We start from the raw sequence: 17733 nt of genomic DNA, 5'->3' as shown, positions 1-17733 counted from the left end.
AAAAAATTATGGTGCAGCGGTTACTGGTGCTGCTATTGCGGCTTTATTGATGGTGACTTTTGCTCTTTGCTTCAGCAATTCAAGATAGGCATACAGGTTCTGTGACGATTGCATGCCAGCCAATTGCTGTGCCTCGGAAGCACGGCGCTCTTTGTCAGGCGTACCTGGGCTGACCTTGCCTATGCGGAAAATAACATAGCCAGCCGTACCCAGCGATGTCCCAACGAACGCCGGCAGCTTTTGAGTATCTGCACGCATCAAATCAAGCAGGGCAGCAGGAGGAATATCCTGATTTTTCAACCGCGATACCATTTTGGCTTCTGTAAATCCAGCCGTTGCATCTGCTGCTTTCAATGCAGCCAGTTTGGCGACACCTTCTTTTTCAGCCAGCGCAGCTGCTTCGGTTGCGGTTACTTGCGCCTGAATTGACGCCTTGACTTCTTCAAACGGACGTTTGGATGCGGCTTTGTATTCAACAATGCGACCAGCAATCAAAGTATTCGGGGCAACTTCTACTGCCTCTGTGTTGTGTTTTTTCTTGACCACATCATCAGAGAAAATAGCCTTCAGGAATTTAGGATTATTGGTTTCCATCGTCGCTGGCAAGCCTGGTTTGCTGTTACGTGACAAGCCATTCACCGTTTGTATTTTCAGTTTCAACTTTTCGGCCGCGGGCTTCAAGCTATCGCCTTGCTCGTACAAGACATTGGTAAATGTCTCTGCAGCTTCTGTGTAAGCTTTGCCTGCTTTTTGCTTCTTGATATCAGCAGCAATCTGCACCTTGACTTCATCCAGTGTTTTGACACCGGCAGGCTTGATGCCGGTTACTGTGATGATGTGAAAACCATAGTCAGACTGCACCAGTTCACTGATGTCACCTTGCTTGAGCTTGAATACACTTTCATCAAACTGCGGAACCATCATACCTTTGCCAAAGAAATCCAGATCACCGCCTTTTTCTTTAGATCCTGGGTCATCAGAATTTTCTTTTGCCAGCTTGGCAAAATCTTCTGGCTTCTTGCGCAGTTGCGCCAGGATATCGGCAGCTTTGGCTTTCGCCTTGGCTTTATCAGCGGCACTGCTATCCTTGGCTACAGCGATCAGAATATGGCTGGCGCGACGCTGCTCTTCTGTCGTATAGGATTTTTCATTGGCTTTGTAGTAGGTCTGGACATCGGCATCAGACACTGTCGTTTGCTCAGCCAGCACTTCACTATTCAAGACGACGTATTCAGCATTGATTTGTTCCGGGATCTCGAACTGTGCCGAATTTTTTTCATAATAGGCCTTCAGCATCTCATCAGTGATCTTGACACGATCAGCAAAATCACCAGGCTTGTACATCAACATCTGTACTTCACGTTCTTGCTCATTAATCGCCGAGAAGCGTTCTGCCACCGTTTTAGGGACAAAGGCACCAGCCTGAACAGGTGCCAGCAATTGCTGGAGCACCATATCCTGACGCAAACGCTGCTCAAACATCAGCGGAGTCATCCCCTGCTGTGCCAACACGCGTGTGTATTCCTCATTGTTAAAATGACCGTCAGCCTTCAGCATGCCTGGTGATGTGGCAATTTTATCTTGCAAAGTGGCATCGGCAATTGTCAGTTTTTTAACAGCAATCTCACCAGCTATCGCCTTGCGGTCTATCATTTCATCCAGAATGCTCTGTCTTGCTTCTAGCGTATTGAGCATCTTTGCATCAAATTGCGGCCCATACATTTGACGCATGCGATCCAGTTGATCTCTCAGTGCCTGATCGAACTCAGCCTGAGTAATAGGAGCGCCAGCGACCTTTGCAATACCCTCCTCTTTACCAAAGGAACGCAAAACGTCGGGATTGCCGAATAAAACAAGAGACGGCAAAATCAGAACAGCTAACAAAATTTGCATTAAGCGCTGATGGGTACGAATAAATTCAAACATGTTCAACCAATCACGTGGCTAAGTATCACAATAACAATTTGACGAATACAAAAAAAGGCGAACTTTCGTTCGCCTTTTCGATTTTCTGGCGGAGCGGACGGGGCTCGAACCCGCGACCCCCGGCGTGACAGGCCGGTATTCTAACCAACTGAACTACCACTCCTTTTTTACTGCATGAAACTATATTTTGCTTGATACTGGTGGGCGCTGAGAGGCTCGAACTCCCGACCTAAGCCTTGTAAGGGCTCCGCTCTACCAACTGAGCTAAGCGCCCCACACATACAAACAAACATCGCGGCACATGTCACTGGGCCACGAAAGAGCATTAGTTTACCGCATCTTTCAAAGCTTTGCCAGGTTTAAATTTCGGAACCATGGCAGACTTGATCTTGATTGGTTCACCAGTTTTAGGATTACGGCCGGGCCTGGCAGCACGTTTGGCAACAGAGAAGGTACCAAAACCGACCAAAGTTACCGTGCCTTTTTTCTTCAATGTGGTTTTTACCGCGCCGATCACTGCATCCAGCGCACGCGACGAAGCCGCTTTGGAAATATCCGCTGTTTTCGCAATATGATCGATCAACTCAGTCTTATTCACTTATAGCCCCCTCACAAAAATTTGAATTTCGTGATGATGTATTCGATTATTTTATTGGTCGTGCATCTATCACGGCAAGCAGGAAATCTGCATCCGGTATTAGAGCAAGCCGCCAAGCTTTGTGTCAAGCTGTTTGCAAGCTTTCTGGGCAAGTTTGATGATTTGTAATTTGCTTATACAAATTTTCTGCGTTTCAAGGACTAAGTTAAGTGCAAAAATTCAGATAGCTACTTTTTTGCTACGTGGAAAAGCTACTCTCTCCTTGATCCTGAATTAGAATGCAAGCAGCATATTGTGCAGTCATTCCAAAATCAGTATACGGTATGAACTAAAGTTATAGAAAGCCCTGACCGTCATCCTGCTGCGAGTGCGGGACATGGGCACTGGGAAAACCCTTGGGTAATAAACACCCAAATACAATCACAAAAGATAATGAAGAATTTTGACGTAGCAATTGTAGGTAGTGGACTGGCTGGCTTATCTGTCGCTTTACATCTGGCACAAACACGCAAAGTCGCGATTATTTCCAAACGTGAATTACTGGATGGCGCCAGTAACTGGGCACAAGGTGGCATTGCTGCCGTGCTGGATTCCCACGATAGTCATGAGCAGCACATATCAGACACGCTGATAGCTGGTGGCGGCCTCTGTGATGAAGGCGCCACCCGCTACATCATCGAACATGGCCGCGAAGCGATAGACTGGCTGATAGAGCAAGGTGTGCCGTTCACCCGTGATGAAGAAGCAGAACTCGGCTTTCACCTGACACGTGAGGGTGGCCACAGCCAGCGTCGCATCATCCATGCAGCCGACGCTACCGGCCATGCAGTGCAAGTAACGCTGGAACAAAAAGTACGCAATCACCCCAACATCAGTCTGTTTGAACATCATTATGCGATTGACGTGATTACGACTGCCAAACTGGGCGATACATCTTCTACACCACATTGTCTGGGCCTGTATGTGCAAGACGTAAAAACCGGCAAAGTGCATACCTTTGCCGCGCAACATACCGTGATGGCCACTGGCGGTGCAGGCAAAGTCTATCTGTACACTACGAATCCTGACACGGCAACTGGTGACGGTATCGCCATGGCCTGGCGCGCTGGCTGCAGGGTCAGCAATATGGAGTTCATCCAGTTCCACCCTACCTGTCTGTATCATCCATTCGCCAAATCATTTTTAATTACAGAAGCCGTGCGTGGTGAAGGTGGCATATTGAAATTGCCCGCCGAAGCTGGCGCAGCAGCAGGCAAACGTTTCATGACCAACCATGATGAACGCATGGAACTGGCACCGCGCGACGTGGTTGCCCGTGCGATTGACTTTGAAATGAAAAAACGTGGTCTCGATTTTGTTGAGCTTGATATCAGCCACCAGCCGCCAGAGTTTTTGAAGGAGCACTTCCCCACTATTTATGCACGTTGTCTGGAATTAGGCATAGACATCACCAAACAGGCCATACCAGTGGTCCCTGCAGTTCACTTCACTTGTGGCGGTGTCGTCACTGATACAGATGGCCGCACTGATTTGCCTGGTCTATATGCCGTTGGCGAAACTGCATATACGGGCTTGCATGGTGCAAATCGCCTGGCGAGCAACTCTTTGCTGGAATGCCTGGTAGTAGGCCGCGCCGCAGCCAAACATATAGAAGCCCAGGAGCGTGCCAACGTCATTGCCCTGCCTGACTGGGATGAAAGCCGGGTGTCGGATGCAGATGAAGAAGTAGTCATTGCCAATAACTGGGATGAGTTACGTCGCTTCATGTGGAATTACGTGGGCATAGTCCGCACCACCAAACGCCTGGAACGCGCCAAGCACCGCATACGCCTGCTGAAGGAAGAGATAGACGAGTATTACGCCAATTTCCGCATCTCGAACAATCTGCTGGAGTTGCGCAACTTGGTAGAGGTGGCCTCACTGATCGTCAACAGTGCCTTATCGCGCCGGGAAAGCCGTGGCCTGCATTTCAGCCGTGACTACCCAGATACCCTGCCCAAAGCCCTGCCAACAGTGCTGTCGCCAAAGCGTAAAAAATAGAAATTACAAAATCAAGCCAGTATTCTACCCATAAAATCAATAGCCATTTGACAAATTAAATTATCACCGTGATACTGCCCTGCATATTCGCCGGGCGTTATCACTACACTTTTTTCTGGCGAGATTCACACCGCTCAATAGAAAAATTTGCATGATAAAACTCAGTCAGATACGTAGAACATATACGCAGGGCGGCAATGAAATTCGGGCGCTTGACGGCATAGATTTACACATTGCCAGCGGCGAGTTTGTCGCCATCATGGGCCCTTCCGGTTCAGGCAAATCCACATTACTGAACGTCCTTGGTGCACTCGACCGACCTGATCATGGTAGCTACTTGCTGAATCAGGAAGACATCAGCATCATGAATGACGATGCCGCATCTGATATTCGCAATCGCAATATTGGCTTCGTCTTTCAATCCTTTCATTTATTGCCGCGCCTGACTGTGCTGGAAAATGTCTTGCTGCCGCAGCGTTACAGCAAATTACCAGATGCTCAGGCAGAAACACGCGCCCGCCAATTGCTGGAGCGCATAGGTCTGGCAACCCGCATGAACCACCGGCCAGGTGAATTATCTGGCGGCCAGTTGCAACGTGCTGCCATCGCCCGCGCCCTGCTAAATCAACCTGCCCTATTACTAGCAGATGAGCCGACTGGAAATCTGGATTCAAAAAGTGCCGCCGATGTATTGAGTCTACTAAGCGAATTGCACGCTGGCGGTCAAACCCTGGTGCTGGTCACACATGATCCCGCTGTCGCCGCAAGAGCACAAAGAACTATCCACCTGGCGGATGGCAAGGTAGCGGAGATGGCTGCATGAAGCACTTGCACAAATACACGACACTTTCGACCATGAGCCTAAGCATATTGGTCGCATTCATGACTACACCAGCGCTGACCTCTGCCACGGCCATTACACCCGCAAACACAGCCAGCGCATCGCCATCATCAGTAGCAAAAAACCGCCCGGTTTTATTGACTGGCGAGGTGATTGCCAAAGATTCGCAAACCATCTTTGTGCCGCCATCGAATGCCGCTCCGGTGGTGCTGCGCAACTTCATTGCGGAAGGAAGTAAGGTAAAAAAAGGGGACCTGGTGTTGCGCATAGAAACGCCCGATAGTTCAAATATAGAGCAATTGGAAATTGGCATGCAGCAAACCAGGGCCAAGGCCGAAGCTGAAGTAGCCAAACTTGAAGTCACCGCACTTGAAGCAGAAAAAAACCTCATTACCGCTAAATCTGCACTCGCAAAAGCATTAGTCGATGCTGCATTGCCGAAGTCGCAAATTTCTGGACTGGATTTTGACAAGCACCAGGGGGAAAAAGAAAGATCGGAACGTGATCTGCAAGTGAAACAACTGGCATTTGACAATGCCCAAAAATCCATCGTCAGGAAAAAATCAGATGCGGATCTGGAACTGAAGAAGCAAGAAATCAATATCAATTACCTGAAAACACAATTGACGCGCTCAGAAGTGCGCGCCGCTCAGGATGGTTATGTCGTACACGGCTACAGCAAATGGCGTAACGAAAGACTGGAAGAAGGCTCCAGTGCTTTCCCTGGCAATAGTGCCGGCCAGATCATAGGTTCAGGCCAGATGGAAGTCAGAGCTTGGGCACTGGAAGCGGACAGGATCTACTTAAAACAGGGGCAAGCCGTCAAACTAAAGTTTGACGCCCTGCCTGGCATTGAAGCGCTCGCCAGCATCGCACTAATATCGAACGCCCCTGAAGAACATAATACCTGGGGCTATGGCAGATACTTTCGTGTCGACATCAAACTGCCAGAGCAGCAGGATTTTAATCTGGTGCCTGGCATGAGTGTCCTGATAGAACCGGCTGCGCACATCAACAAGGTCAACAGCAACGCTCTCCCGAACAACAAAGAAATGACGATAGAAGGCGAGATAAAATCGCGCAGCATCACCTCTGTAGGTCCGCCATCCATACCCTACATCTGGCAATATACGTTGGCGAAAATTGCCCCAGAAGGTAGTGTAGTCAAAGCAGGGGACATGATTGCCATGTTTCAGGCGGCAGAAGTACCTACCAAGCTCGCCAATCAAAAAAGCCAGCTCAATGAAAAACTGCGCGCATTGGAAAAATTTAAGCTGGAGCAAATCGAGGGAGAAAAAGCAGCTGATCTGGCGGTCGCAGAAGCCCAAAGCAATGCTGAAAAAGCCTCGCGCAAAGCCACCATGCCAAAAGAATTGATCCGGCGTGTGGATTACGACAAGCTGGTGATAGAAAAATCACTAAACAGCGAACTGGCGGCTCTTTCCTTGAAACTGCACACTTCGCAGGCACGCGCCCGCAAGGCTGAAAAAACTGGGCTAGAAACAGAAATAGCCATGCTGCAAGGAAAAATTGACGCTCTGACCAAAGGACAAAAAGCCCTGACCGTGCTGGCGACAAAGCCTGGGATGATCATTTACAAAAGTAATTTTGAAGGTGAAAAATTTACCACCGGCAGTCAAGTCTGGATTGGTTTATCCATCGCCAGTGTAGCTGATCCAGATAAATTATTTGTTTTGGCCAAAGTGCCCGAGGCTCAATCAAACTCAATCAAAATTGGACAGAGTGCGCGCATCAACATACCTGCCGCAAATTTGACAGTAGCAGCGCGCGTAAGCGGACTGGGCAATGTGTTCCATAGCAAATCGACTTCACAACCAGTTATCGTGCGGGATATAGAGCTGGAATTCGATCAAATGCCTAAAGGCCTTAAGCCCGGTGCGGCAGTGCAAGCAATTCTCAGCACATCAGGAGCAGAAACCATCGTGGCCGGAGCAGTCAAAAAATGAGAATTATCCCTCTCGTCACCTGTGTGACAATGACCCTGAGCATTCTGGCGTGCACCAACAAACAGGATCAAGCTCAGCTTGCAACTGAAACTTTCGCCCCCAGAATCTGGCAAGAAAACCTAGTCGTTGACGGCGAAATCATCGCCGCCAACAAAACCCCGCTGACTGTACCTGGTCAGGGCTGGGATAGTCGTACCCTGATAGAAATGATACCCGAAGGTAGCCTGGTAAAAAAAGACCAGGTCATCGCCCGTTTTGATGCACCCAAATCACGCATGGAATTGTCGCAGGCCGAACTGGAATTATTGCGCAAAGAGTTGGCAGCAGAGTCCATACTGGCCAGCGATACCAGTAGCCGTTCCACTCTGGCTGCAGACAGTGCCAAAGTGCAGACTGATTTGCTCTTGAGTGAACGCTATGCCAACGCAGACCTGGCGATTTTTTCCCGCAATAAAATACTGGATGAATTGCAGGATAGCGGATTCCTGAAAAACAAGCGCACTTACTTGGATTGGAAAACAGGGCAAGTGCAGGCGCGTAGTGCTGCGGAACAGGCGGTATTAAGCTCACAGAAAGAAAGTGTCAACTTAAATGCCAGTCAGCACAAGAAAAACCTCGATGCATTGGAGTTAATGGCACCGCACGATGGCGTTTTCCTGCTACAAGCAAGCTGGGATGGCGCCAAACCTCAAGTAGGTTCCAGTTTCCGCCCCCGCGAAGAATTTGGTTCACTGCCCGACCTTGATCAACTGGTTGCCAACTTCAACATAGAAGAAGGCCGCACCTTTGGCCTGAAAGTTGGCTTACCGGTTAAAGTGCGCCTGGCTGGCAGCGGCCAGGAAATTGAACTCAGCATCACCAAGGTAGGAAATAGCGCAAGCGTCACTTCAAAGGATTCCCCGGTCAAATTCATTAACTTTGAAGCTGCATTCAAGAAAGAACAGGCACAAAGCCTGGCATTGAAACCAGGCCAGGCATTATTGGGTACGGTGAGTCTCATTAATCAAGCCAAAGCCATGACGGTACCAAACATCGCACTGGTACAAGACGGTGCCAGCTTTGCGACCTATGTCAAGGAAGGCGAACAGCTCAAGCGCCAGGCCGTAGTCATGGGTCAGCGTGGCCCAGTACGCAGCGAAATCAAATCTGGCATCAGCCCAGGGAATCAGGTTGTCCTTCTGCCCGAAATGAAAGAGAAAGACAAGAATAAAGACAAAGAAAAAAACAAGGATACACAGTCATGAACCGCGCCTTGATCCTGGAAGCCATCAATGAATTGCAAAGGCGAAAATTACGCACTGGCCTGACTTTACTGGGCATGATATTTGGCGTCGCCGCTATCGTTGCCATGCTGGCCGTCGGCGAAGGCAGCCGCCGCGAAGCCTTGCGCCTGGTGGCTGAGCTTGGCCTGGACAATGTCATCATCGAAAGCAAAAACATCGATGACAAGCGTCTGAAAGAAATACGTACTCGCTCGCTGGGCCTGTCAGTAGCAGATGCAGATGCAGCACTGGCGGTCGTGCCTGGTGCAAAAGCCGTGGCATTGAAAAAGGAAATCAAGGTTGACCAACTGGTTAGCGGTAACACTGTTGTCCCTGCCCGCGCCTTTGCTGTATCGGACTCCTACGCTGAACTCGGTGGACTGCAAATAGGCCTGGGTCGCTGGCTAAGCCAGCAAGATGATGCCAGTCTGGCCCCAGTCTGCGTGATAGGTCCACGCCTGGCGCATCAACTTTTTGGCGACAAGAACCCTGTGGGCGAACGCATCAAACTCAATCACGCCTGGCTAGAAGTTGTCGGCGTGCTGGCTAACCGTGCACTCAGCAAATCAGAATTTGAAGGTGTCAAACTGGGACTGGACGATGAGCGCCTGTTTGTCCCCTGGCAAACAGGGCGCGCCCGCTTCAACTTCACCGCACTGGAAAATGAAGTCGATGGCATGAGCTTGCGCCTGGACGGCCAGACCCCGCCAGACATCGCCGCACGGGTCCTGCAAAACCTGATTGAGCAAAGACATGCGGGAAGTGACGACACCAACCTCATCGTACCCATGGGCTTGTACCGGCAGAATCAGCAGACCCAACGCATATTCACCATCGTCATGAGCTCGATTGCTGCCGTATCCTTATTGGTGGGCGGCATAGGCATCATGAATATCATGCTGGCAAATGTACTCGAACGCCGTCGTGAAATTGGCTTGAAACGTGCCCTTGGTGCGCGCAGACGTGATGTCATACAGCAGTTTCTTGCCGAAGCCCTGGTCATCGCCTTTAGCGGGGCTTTGCTAGGTGTATTGCTGGGCGCAATAGCGGCATACAGCATCGCCGCACTGGCGGGCTGGTCAGTTGCCTGGTCACCTTTCAGCCTGTTTATTGCCGTCAGTTCTTGCGTGGCAGTTGGCCTGGGCTTTGGCGTATTCCCGGCACGTCAGGCTGCGGAACTGGACCCGATTGCGGCATTGCGGACGGATGGCTGAAGCAACTCCATCTGCATCGTCTACTGTAATTAAATTTTGGCAATCCGAAACGGGAAAAAAATGAAATTCAAACCCTTGTCATCCAAAGATTTTGAATATCTGTGTGATGTATATGAAGCAGAAAAATACGATAGCCAGGCCGAATTACTGAAAGACTGGAGAACATTGGGAGAAATGTATCCCGACTCAAAAATACTGATAACTCTGGATAATTTAGGTCAAGCGCAGTACACATCCATGCATAGCACGAGTTCTCATGATCTGGACGATGCCGAGGGTTACGACTTAAGCTCTCTTGATGCGATATGTTTTGAGAACGGCGAGCATGTCGGCTACCTCAGTACAAAATCTGAATTTTTTATTCGTCTGGGAAATTTTGAAAGGCGATGCAAGGAAACCAGCCTGGAACAAATCTTTCAAGAGAAAAATCTGCTTTTGAATGATGAGTCACTTTCAGAGCTCATATCAGCTCAAGAGAACTGGATATCAATTCTGGACGACAGCGTTTATGCGTTCAGAGCCATCGCCAATACAGCAGAAGACAGTCTGGCAGCATTTCCCAATGGGTATTTTTCATCAGACCTGGATCCCTTTGAAAATCATGCCCTTTGCCGGCATCTCAGAGAAAATTACGCCTACAGCCTGATAGGAATCGGCGCATCATACCTTGCACTCAACCGAGAAACCACGCTAAACCCTGCACAGACAAGTGGCCTGACAGAGCTTTTGCTAAAGCTTTACGGTGAAAAAGCCACTAGCTGGATTGAGTTGGTCATGAGCAAAAAAGATGAATCGCAACATGTGCTGGTGTTGCGATATACGGAATAAGCTATTTCCAACACATTTTGAATTGTAAACTGAGGGAAATGCATCAATCGCGCGCAGTTCAAGAAAAATCAGGAAATATAACTACGCTCTTTATCTCTCGTACGAAATTCATTTTCAAGCCCTGTACAATTTTTCTGCTTACAAGCAAACCAATTGACCTGATTGAATGTGCATGATGAGTTGAGATTATCTTTTAAAAAAACACAATTCTCAAATTCACAGTTAACAAACCTGGCGCCTGAGAATGTCGTCCCGCGAAAAGTACAATTTAGAAACTTTACATCAACCAATACACAAGTATTGAACAATCCCCAGTACCATCCACAGTCCGTAAAGCTGCAAGCCAGGAAGGCAGATGTGATGTCTCCCCCGTCAAATTGTATATCTGAAAACTCACAAAAGCGAAAGACATGCTCATCCAGACTGACGGGCTTTTTCAATCTGGATGCAAAATTTTGGTTTTCAAACAGCATGCAAAACGAAGAACTTAAATAATTCGCAGAGAATAATCCGTCGCCTTGATATCCTTGGTCAGGCTGCCTATGGATATCCTGTCCACACCTGTCTCGGCTATCGCCCTCACCGACGCATGATCAATGCCGCCAGATGCTTCCAGCAAGGCACGGCCAGCGGTGATGGCCACTGCTTCGCGCATCATGTTGGTGTTGAAATTGTCCAGCAAGATAGAAGTCGCTCCGGCGTCCAGTGCAACTTGCAATTGCTCCAGGGTTTCCACTTCTATCTGTATGCTGACACCCGCGTTCAGACTAAGGGCTTTCTGCATAGCTTCGATTACGCCACCTGCGGCTGCGATATGGTTTTCCTTGATGAGGATGCCATCGTACAAGGCCAGGCGCTGATTCTTGCCGCCGCCTACACGCACCGCATATTTCTGTGCAAGGCGAAGGCCTGGCAAGGTTTTACGGGTATCGAGTATTGAGGCTTTTGTGCCAGCGATGATGGCGACATATTTGCTGGCGGCGGTTGCAACAGCAGATAGCAATTGCAGGAAATTCAGTGCAGAACGCTCGGCTGTCAGCAAGGCTCGGGCAGGTGCCTTGATTTTGCAGACGACAGTGTTTGCCTTCATCTGCTCGCCTTCGGCGTACTGCCAGTCTACTTCTATGCTTGCATCCAAAGTCGTCATGACGGCATCGAACCAGGGAGCACCGCAAAGAACAGCATCTTCGCGCACGATGACTTGTGCCTGCACCACTTCATCGGCAGGCACCAGCAAGCCAGTCAGATCAGCAGCCCCGACATCCTCAGCCAGCGCGTCGCTGATATTGCGTTCAAATGCTTTTTGTAAATCTGCATCAAAAGGAAAATGCGTATTCTTTAAATTGCCAGACATGTCCAGATAACCTCAATTAATTTTATTTTTTGCGCAGCATTCAGGCAGGGCCTATACCTGAGAACAACTTGGCTTCTTTAGCCAGATCACTCGATGGGCGCACATTGGCTTTTTTGGCCGCAGCAAAATCCAGCATGCGGTCTATGCAGACCTTGGCTTTTTGTCCGACTACCGGATCAACCTGGATTTCATTATTGCCGCTCTCCAGTACCTGTACCAGATTGCGCAAGCCATTCATGGCCATCCATGGGCAATGCGCGCAGCTCTTGCAGGTGGCGCTATTACCAGCTGTTGGAGCAACGATGAATCGCTTGGTCGGAGCAGCCATTTGCATTTTATGCAGAATGCCATTATCGGTGGCGACAATGAATTCTTCCGCATCGAGAGTCTTGGCAGCATGGATCATTTGCGAAGTTGAACCAACCACGTCAGCCAGCGCCACTACAGCAGCCGGCGATTCAGGGTGCACTAGGACTTTGGCATTGGGATGCTCAGCCTTGAGCACATCCAGCTCTATGCCCTTGAATTCATCATGCACCAGACAGGAGCCCTGCCACAGCAACATGTCTGCGCCTGTCTGTTTCTGGATATAGCCACCAAGATGTTTATCTGGTGCCCAGAGTATTTTTTTGCCTTGCGCATGCAAGTGAGCAACGATGTCCAGACCTATGCTGGACGTCACCATCCAGTCAGCACGCGCCTTGACGGCTGCGCTGGTATTGGCATACACGACCACAGTGCGGTCAGGGTGTGCATCGCAAAACGCCGCAAATTCGTCTGCCGGGCAACCCAGATCCAGCGAACAAGTCGCATCCAGGTCAGGCATTAAGATGGTTTTTTCGGGGCTGAGTATTTTGGCTGTTTCACCCATGAACTTGACGCCGGCCACAACCAGTGTTTTGGCGGGATGGTCACGGCCAAAACGCGCCATTTCCAGTGAGTCTGAAACGCAGCCACCAGTTTCTTCTGCCAGGTCCTGCAGTTCGGCATCGACATAATAATGCGCCACCAGCACAGCCTGCTTTTCTTTCAGGAGCTGCCGCACCCTGACTTTGAGTTCCAGTTTTTCTATTGCTGAGGGCGCATCAGGAATGCGTGCCCAGGCATTGGCGGTACAGCTACTACCCACATCCATTTGTGGGCGTTCAAATTCGACAACTTTGGTTTCCATATAGCCCTACATATCTTGAGTACATGTCTGGCATGCACTCTGATGACAAGAAATTTTGGCAGGCTCGGGTTACCAGATTTGCATCCAGCGCCCCTTTCGCCTGCATCCACTACTGCATTTCAAGCCATAGTATACGCTGTTACCAGATATTTACCCGCGTCGCCGTTGGGCGCAGGGGCGAACGATCGCCCTTGCACTGGAAAGCATCAGAAAATTCTGTCATATTTGCCAACGGCGCGATGACACGGTATTTGTCTGGTGAATGTGGGTCGGTTGCCAGTTTCATGCGTAACATCTCATCACGGATAAGACTGCGAAAGCTCTGGGCATTCGCGACAAAGAAGCGCTGCTCTGCTGTCAAACCATCAATTTCCTTGGCCTGGGGCTTGCGCTCCAGCGATTTTCGCAAGGCTTGCAGGGCAATCTTCATTCCACCCAGATCGGCAATATTTTCACCGGCAGTCAGCTTGCCATTGATATGCAGTTTATCGATAGGGTTGAATTCGTCAAATTGCTTTTCTATGGCTTTGACACGGACCAGAAATTTTTTCTCATCGCCCTTGGTCCACCAGCTTTTCAAATTTCCTTGGGCATCGTATTGGCGTCCTTCATCATCAAAGGCATGCGTCAGCTCGTGACCAATTGTTGCGCCTGTATTGCCATAGTTGGCAGCCGGGTCAGCATTTACATGGTACAGCGGCGGTTGCAAAATGCCCGCAGGGAATACCATTTCATTCATGGTGGGGTTGTAGTAGGCATTCACGGTTTGTGGTGTCATGCCCCATTCATTCCTGTCTATGGGTTTGCCCAGTTTGGCGAGATTGCGCTTGAATTCAAATTCAGCGGCGCGCGCCATATTCGCTGCATAGGGGCCAGTATCGATTTGAAGGCTGCTGTAATCGCGCCAGACATCGGGGTAACCTATTTTTACCAGGATAGTGTCGAGCTTTTTATAGGCTTGCTGCTTGGTGGTGTCTGACATCCATTCCAGCTTGCTAATGCTTTCACGCATGGCGAGTTTGATGTTATCAACCATTTCCAGTACGCCAGCCTTAGCTTCAGGACCAAAGAATTTGGCAACATACAATTCACCCATGGCCTCACCTGCCATGGCATCTATAGAGCCCAGAACACGTTTCCAGCGCGGTTGCAATTCCTTGGTGCCTGCCAACGTCTTGCCATAGAAATCAAAGTTTGCATTGACAAAGGCTGAACTCAAATCTTTGGCGCGTGCATTCGCCAATTGCCAGCGCAAATAAATCTTCCATTGATCGAGGCTGACGGTATTGAGCATGCGCCCTGCTTCGGCAATGAACTTGGGATGGGCAAGATTGAACTGGCCGGACTGCGCCAAACCCAGTTCATTGAAATAAGTTGCCCAGGCAGTTTTATTATCGGTCTTCTGCAAGGCATTCAGGTCAGACAAGTGGTAACTGGATTGCGGGTCGCGCAATTCAACCTTGGTCAACGATGCCTTGGCCAGACGCGTTTCCAGCGACATCACGACTGCAGCATTTTTCTTCGCCTGATCAGGTGCGTCACCTAGCAAGCTAAAAATCTGGCTCACATAAGCGACATATTTGCCACGGATATCTTTGGTCTTGGCGTCAGTCTTCAGGTAATAATCACGGTCTGGTAAACCCAGGCCACCCTGCATGATTTGCGGGAGGTAGCGGGTCGTGTTTTTTGCATCCTGGTCCACTGCAAAACCAAACAGTGGCATGACACCTTGCTTATGCAAACCAGCGATCACTGCCAGCAATTGCTGGCTATCCTGGATGCCATTGATTTTTGCAAATTGTGGCTCCAGTGGCTTGATGCCTTCTTTTTCTATTTGCGCTTCATTCATGCCACTGGCGTAAAACGCGCCTACCAACTGCGCCGCTTTAGTCTTGCCATCACCTTTTGCTGCGGTCTCGGCTATCAACTTCAACGCTGCCAGATTTCTCTCTGTCACTTCATCATAGGCGCTGTAACGCGCACGGTCTGAAGGAATGGGATTGGCCTTCAGCCATTCGCCATTTGAATACTGAAAAAAATCTGTGCAAGGGTCAGCTTTTTTATCCATGGCCATGGATTCCAGCACCAGTTGATTCGAGGTGGCCGTTTGCGCCATCACCGCACTACCCATGCATGCCAGCCCAACCAGGCTGGCCAGCAAACTGTGTTTGAAGATATTTTTTGTTTTCATTTTTTTCCCTGTCTTTTAATCTTGTTATGGCAGTACTTGTACTGCTATGCCTGAATACTGGCCGGGTGAACGATACACCCTCTGTGTGGCTTTCTGGAAGTCTTCAGGGTCGGCTTTTGGAATATCCATGAATTTTTGCGGATTCAAATCCACCAGAGGGAACCAGCTACTTTGCACCTGCACCATGATGCGATGTCCTCGACGAAAGGTGTGCTGGATATCCGGCATGTTATAGCTGATAGCGGCAACCTTGCCCGGAACAAAAGGTTCTGGTTTTTCAAAGCTGTTACGGAACTTGCCACGTAAAGGCTCACCTCTTACCAGCTGTTGATATCCAGCCATCACCACCGGCGGTGGCGGCACGTCATTGGCACGTTCTCGCGCTACCTGCTTATCGGGATAAGTTGATGGATAAACGTCGATGAGTTTGACGACCCAGTCAGCATCCGTACCAGAAGTTGAGACAAACAATTTCGGATTAACTGGTCCAACGATGGTCACATCTTCTTCCAGAGGTTCCGTCTGATAAACCAGCACATCTGGCCGTGTGGAGGCAAAGCGCTGGTCGGACACCATATACTCGCGCGGCGCACCGGTAGCCGTATAAGAGATGAAAGGCACGGGCTTTTTAGGGTCGCTGATATATTCATCAAAGGTATTAAATTCTGTCTTTGGTTCTTTCCAGCTCAGGCTGCCATCACTACCAAAATACAGTGTACGTTTTTGTGCCTGCTGAGGTGGCCAGCTTGTGTATTCTCGCCAGACATTGGTACCGGTTTCGAATACGGTCACCTCAGGCAATGCTTTGCCAGTTGCGCCCTTTAAATGTTGTTCAAAGAATGGGAAGACTATGTTTTTGCGGTAGTAGTCGCCTGTCTTGGTATCAAAATTCACATTGCCCAAGGACTTGCCTTCTGCACTGCCCCATGCTCCGTGCGACCACGGCCCCATCACCAGACCGTTGTAATAGCCCTTGTTATTGTTTTTGATGCTGTGATAAGTGGTGAACGGTCCTTGCGGATCTTCTGCATCATACCAACCACCTACAGTTAACACGGCTGCCTTGATGTTTTTCAGGTGTGGCGCGATGTTCCGGCTTTTCCAGAATGCGTCATAACTGGTATGTTCTATCGTCGGCATCAGCAACTCGCGTTGCTTGTCGTTCAGCTGTGCCGTAATGTTTTTCAAACTCATGTGCTTGAGAAAATATTGATAACCATCAGATGTCCCATAATCAAACTCTTCCCAGCGCTTGGGCAGTGTAGTGGGATTTTTTTCTACCGTAAAATTGGAGTAAAAACCAAAATTGGCCGCCAGCATGAAAGCACCGCCATGATACGAATCATCGCCCATGTACAAATCGGTTACCGGGGCCTGCGGTGATGCTGCCTTGATGGCTGGGTGTGAGTCTATGATGCTGGCGGAAGTATAAAACCCAGGGTAAGAAATACCCCAGATGCCGACTTTGCCGTTATTACTCTTGACGTTTTTCAACAGCCATTCAACGGTGTCATGCATGTCCTGGCTTTCCACACCCTCGCCCGCCAGTCTGTTGGACTTGATATGCGGCGTCATTTCTTGCCAGACACCTTCAGACATGTAGCGGCCCCGTACATCCTGCTTCACAAAGATATAGCCGCTTTGATCAAATTCCCTGGAAGGGCCTAATGACTGCGGGTAAAAATCCACGCCATAGCGTGACTGTCCCGCATCAAAGACCCCACTGCTATACGGTGACCGGTTCATCAGGAAAGGGTAAGTTTTACTACTATCCTTGGGAACATACACAACAGTAAACAGACGCACACCATCGCGCATGGGGATCTGGTATTCATATTTGGTATATTGCTCGCGTATGGATGGCCTGGCAGCTTCAGGAGCATCAGCCATGGCAGACCCGGCAGCTTGGGCTGGAAAATTTACCATCAAGGCCAGTGCGCACATCGCCGCACATTTCTTAATCACAAATGTCATAACTTCCTTCAGATTTCGCTAAATTTCACTAAGTTTTTTTATTTTGGCGAGCATGCCTATAAGCTGAGCCCGCAAATATCCGTTGATAAAGAGTGAAATTTTCCCAATAAGTTTCCTGATTTCGACCTAAACTGAAAAACAGGCTGAAAATAGGCATAAAGCCAGTCACTTATTTAGCATTTACGCAAAATTGTCCCAGCAAGACGTAGCGACGAAGACAGTACTTTAGTACGCCGCTCCTAAGAGGCTGTTCGAGATCTTATTGTAAACAAAAGGAATATTGCGTAAACTTAGGTGATGAGAAAAGCCTACCCAAGCGACATCAGTAGAGAACAGTTTGCAAAGATAGAAGATATTCTGCTGAGCG

13 protein-coding genes and 2 tRNA genes are annotated in these 17733 nt (G+C 49.3%); 6 read left to right on the top strand and 9 right to left on the bottom strand.

Annotation, left to right across the window (positions count from 1 at the left end; all coding sequences use genetic code 11):
• Positions 1-6 precede the first annotated feature (6 nt).
• The 4 genes from H8L47_RS15655 to H8L47_RS15640 all read right to left on the bottom strand — a co-directional run bounded on the left by H8L47_RS15655 (position 7) and on the right by H8L47_RS15640 (position 2524).
• A complete protein-coding gene (locus tag H8L47_RS15655) occupies positions 7-1926 on the bottom strand; it encodes a SurA N-terminal domain-containing protein (RefSeq protein WP_186954535.1) in 1920 nt (639 codons plus the stop codon).
• 86 nt (positions 1927-2012) lie between these two features.
• Positions 2013-2089, bottom strand: a tRNA-Asp gene (locus H8L47_RS15650).
• A 35-nt stretch (positions 2090-2124) separates the two neighbouring features.
• Positions 2125-2200, bottom strand: a tRNA-Val gene (locus tag H8L47_RS15645).
• Between the two features lie 51 nt (positions 2201-2251).
• Entirely contained in the window at positions 2252-2524 is a 273-nt protein-coding gene (locus tag H8L47_RS15640; RefSeq protein ID WP_186954534.1) for an HU family DNA-binding protein, read from the bottom strand.
• 432 nt (positions 2525-2956) lie between these two features.
• On the opposite strand from H8L47_RS15640, the gene nadB reads away from it, so the two are divergent.
• The 6 genes from nadB to H8L47_RS15610 all read left to right on the top strand — a co-directional run bounded on the left by nadB (position 2957) and on the right by H8L47_RS15610 (position 10676).
• Positions 2957-4564: an L-aspartate oxidase gene (gene nadB / locus H8L47_RS15635; protein ID WP_186954533.1), complete on the top strand. Its 1608-nt coding sequence runs from the start codon at positions 2957-2959 to the stop codon at positions 4562-4564.
• Between the two features lie 151 nt (positions 4565-4715).
• Positions 4716-5387: an ABC transporter ATP-binding protein gene (locus H8L47_RS15630; RefSeq protein WP_186954532.1), complete on the top strand. Its 672-nt coding sequence runs from the start codon at positions 4716-4718 to the stop codon at positions 5385-5387.
• Positions 5384-7372 (top strand): HlyD family secretion protein, encoded by a 1989-nt coding sequence (locus H8L47_RS15625; RefSeq protein WP_222616563.1) that lies wholly within the window; start codon positions 5384-5386, stop codon positions 7370-7372. Before H8L47_RS15630 ends, H8L47_RS15625 begins: the two co-directional genes overlap by 4 nt.
• A 29-nt stretch (positions 7373-7401) precedes the next feature.
• Positions 7402-8616, top strand: coding sequence for an efflux RND transporter periplasmic adaptor subunit (locus H8L47_RS15620; protein WP_222616562.1), 1215 nt, complete (start codon positions 7402-7404; stop codon positions 8614-8616).
• A complete protein-coding gene (locus tag H8L47_RS15615) occupies positions 8613-9848 on the top strand; it encodes an ABC transporter permease (RefSeq protein WP_186954530.1) in 1236 nt (411 codons plus the stop codon). The genes H8L47_RS15620 and H8L47_RS15615 overlap by 4 nt, the downstream gene beginning before the upstream one ends.
• 60 nt (positions 9849-9908) lie before the next feature.
• Positions 9909-10676: a hypothetical protein gene (locus H8L47_RS15610; protein ID WP_186954529.1), complete on the top strand. Its 768-nt coding sequence runs from the start codon at positions 9909-9911 to the stop codon at positions 10674-10676.
• Positions 10677-10744: 68 nt separating this feature from the next.
• Here the strand turns inward: H8L47_RS15610 and H8L47_RS30450 are convergent, their stop codons facing one another.
• From H8L47_RS30450 to H8L47_RS15585, 5 genes are all read right to left on the bottom strand, one after another.
• Positions 10745-11149: a pentapeptide repeat-containing protein gene (locus H8L47_RS30450; protein WP_408057705.1), complete on the bottom strand. Its 405-nt coding sequence runs from the start codon at positions 11147-11149 to the stop codon at positions 10745-10747.
• A gap of 14 nt (positions 11150-11163) precedes the next feature.
• Positions 11164-12030 (bottom strand): carboxylating nicotinate-nucleotide diphosphorylase, encoded by an 867-nt coding sequence (nadC, locus tag H8L47_RS15600; protein WP_186954527.1) that lies wholly within the window; start codon positions 12028-12030, stop codon positions 11164-11166.
• 40 nt (positions 12031-12070) lie between these two features.
• Entirely contained in the window at positions 12071-13201 is a 1131-nt protein-coding gene (gene nadA, locus H8L47_RS15595; protein ID WP_186954526.1) for a quinolinate synthase NadA, read from the bottom strand.
• Positions 13202-13340: 139 nt separating this feature from the next.
• Positions 13341-15392 carry a M13 family metallopeptidase gene (locus tag H8L47_RS15590; protein ID WP_186954525.1) on the bottom strand — a complete coding sequence of 684 codons (2052 nt, stop codon included), beginning with the start codon at positions 15390-15392 and terminating at the stop codon, positions 13341-13343.
• A 24-nt stretch (positions 15393-15416) separates the two neighbouring features.
• Entirely contained in the window at positions 15417-17366 is a 1950-nt protein-coding gene (locus tag H8L47_RS15585; RefSeq protein WP_186954524.1) for a CocE/NonD family hydrolase, read from the bottom strand.
• Between the last annotated feature and the right edge of the window lie 367 nt (positions 17367-17733).

Origin of the sequence: Undibacterium umbellatum (assembly GCF_014284125.1) — a bacterium.
Lineage (GTDB): Bacteria > Pseudomonadota > Gammaproteobacteria > Burkholderiales > Burkholderiaceae_D > Undibacterium > Undibacterium umbellatum.
The sequence above is the reverse complement of the archived record's forward strand: the minus strand, read 5'-3'. Positions and strand labels throughout refer to the sequence as shown.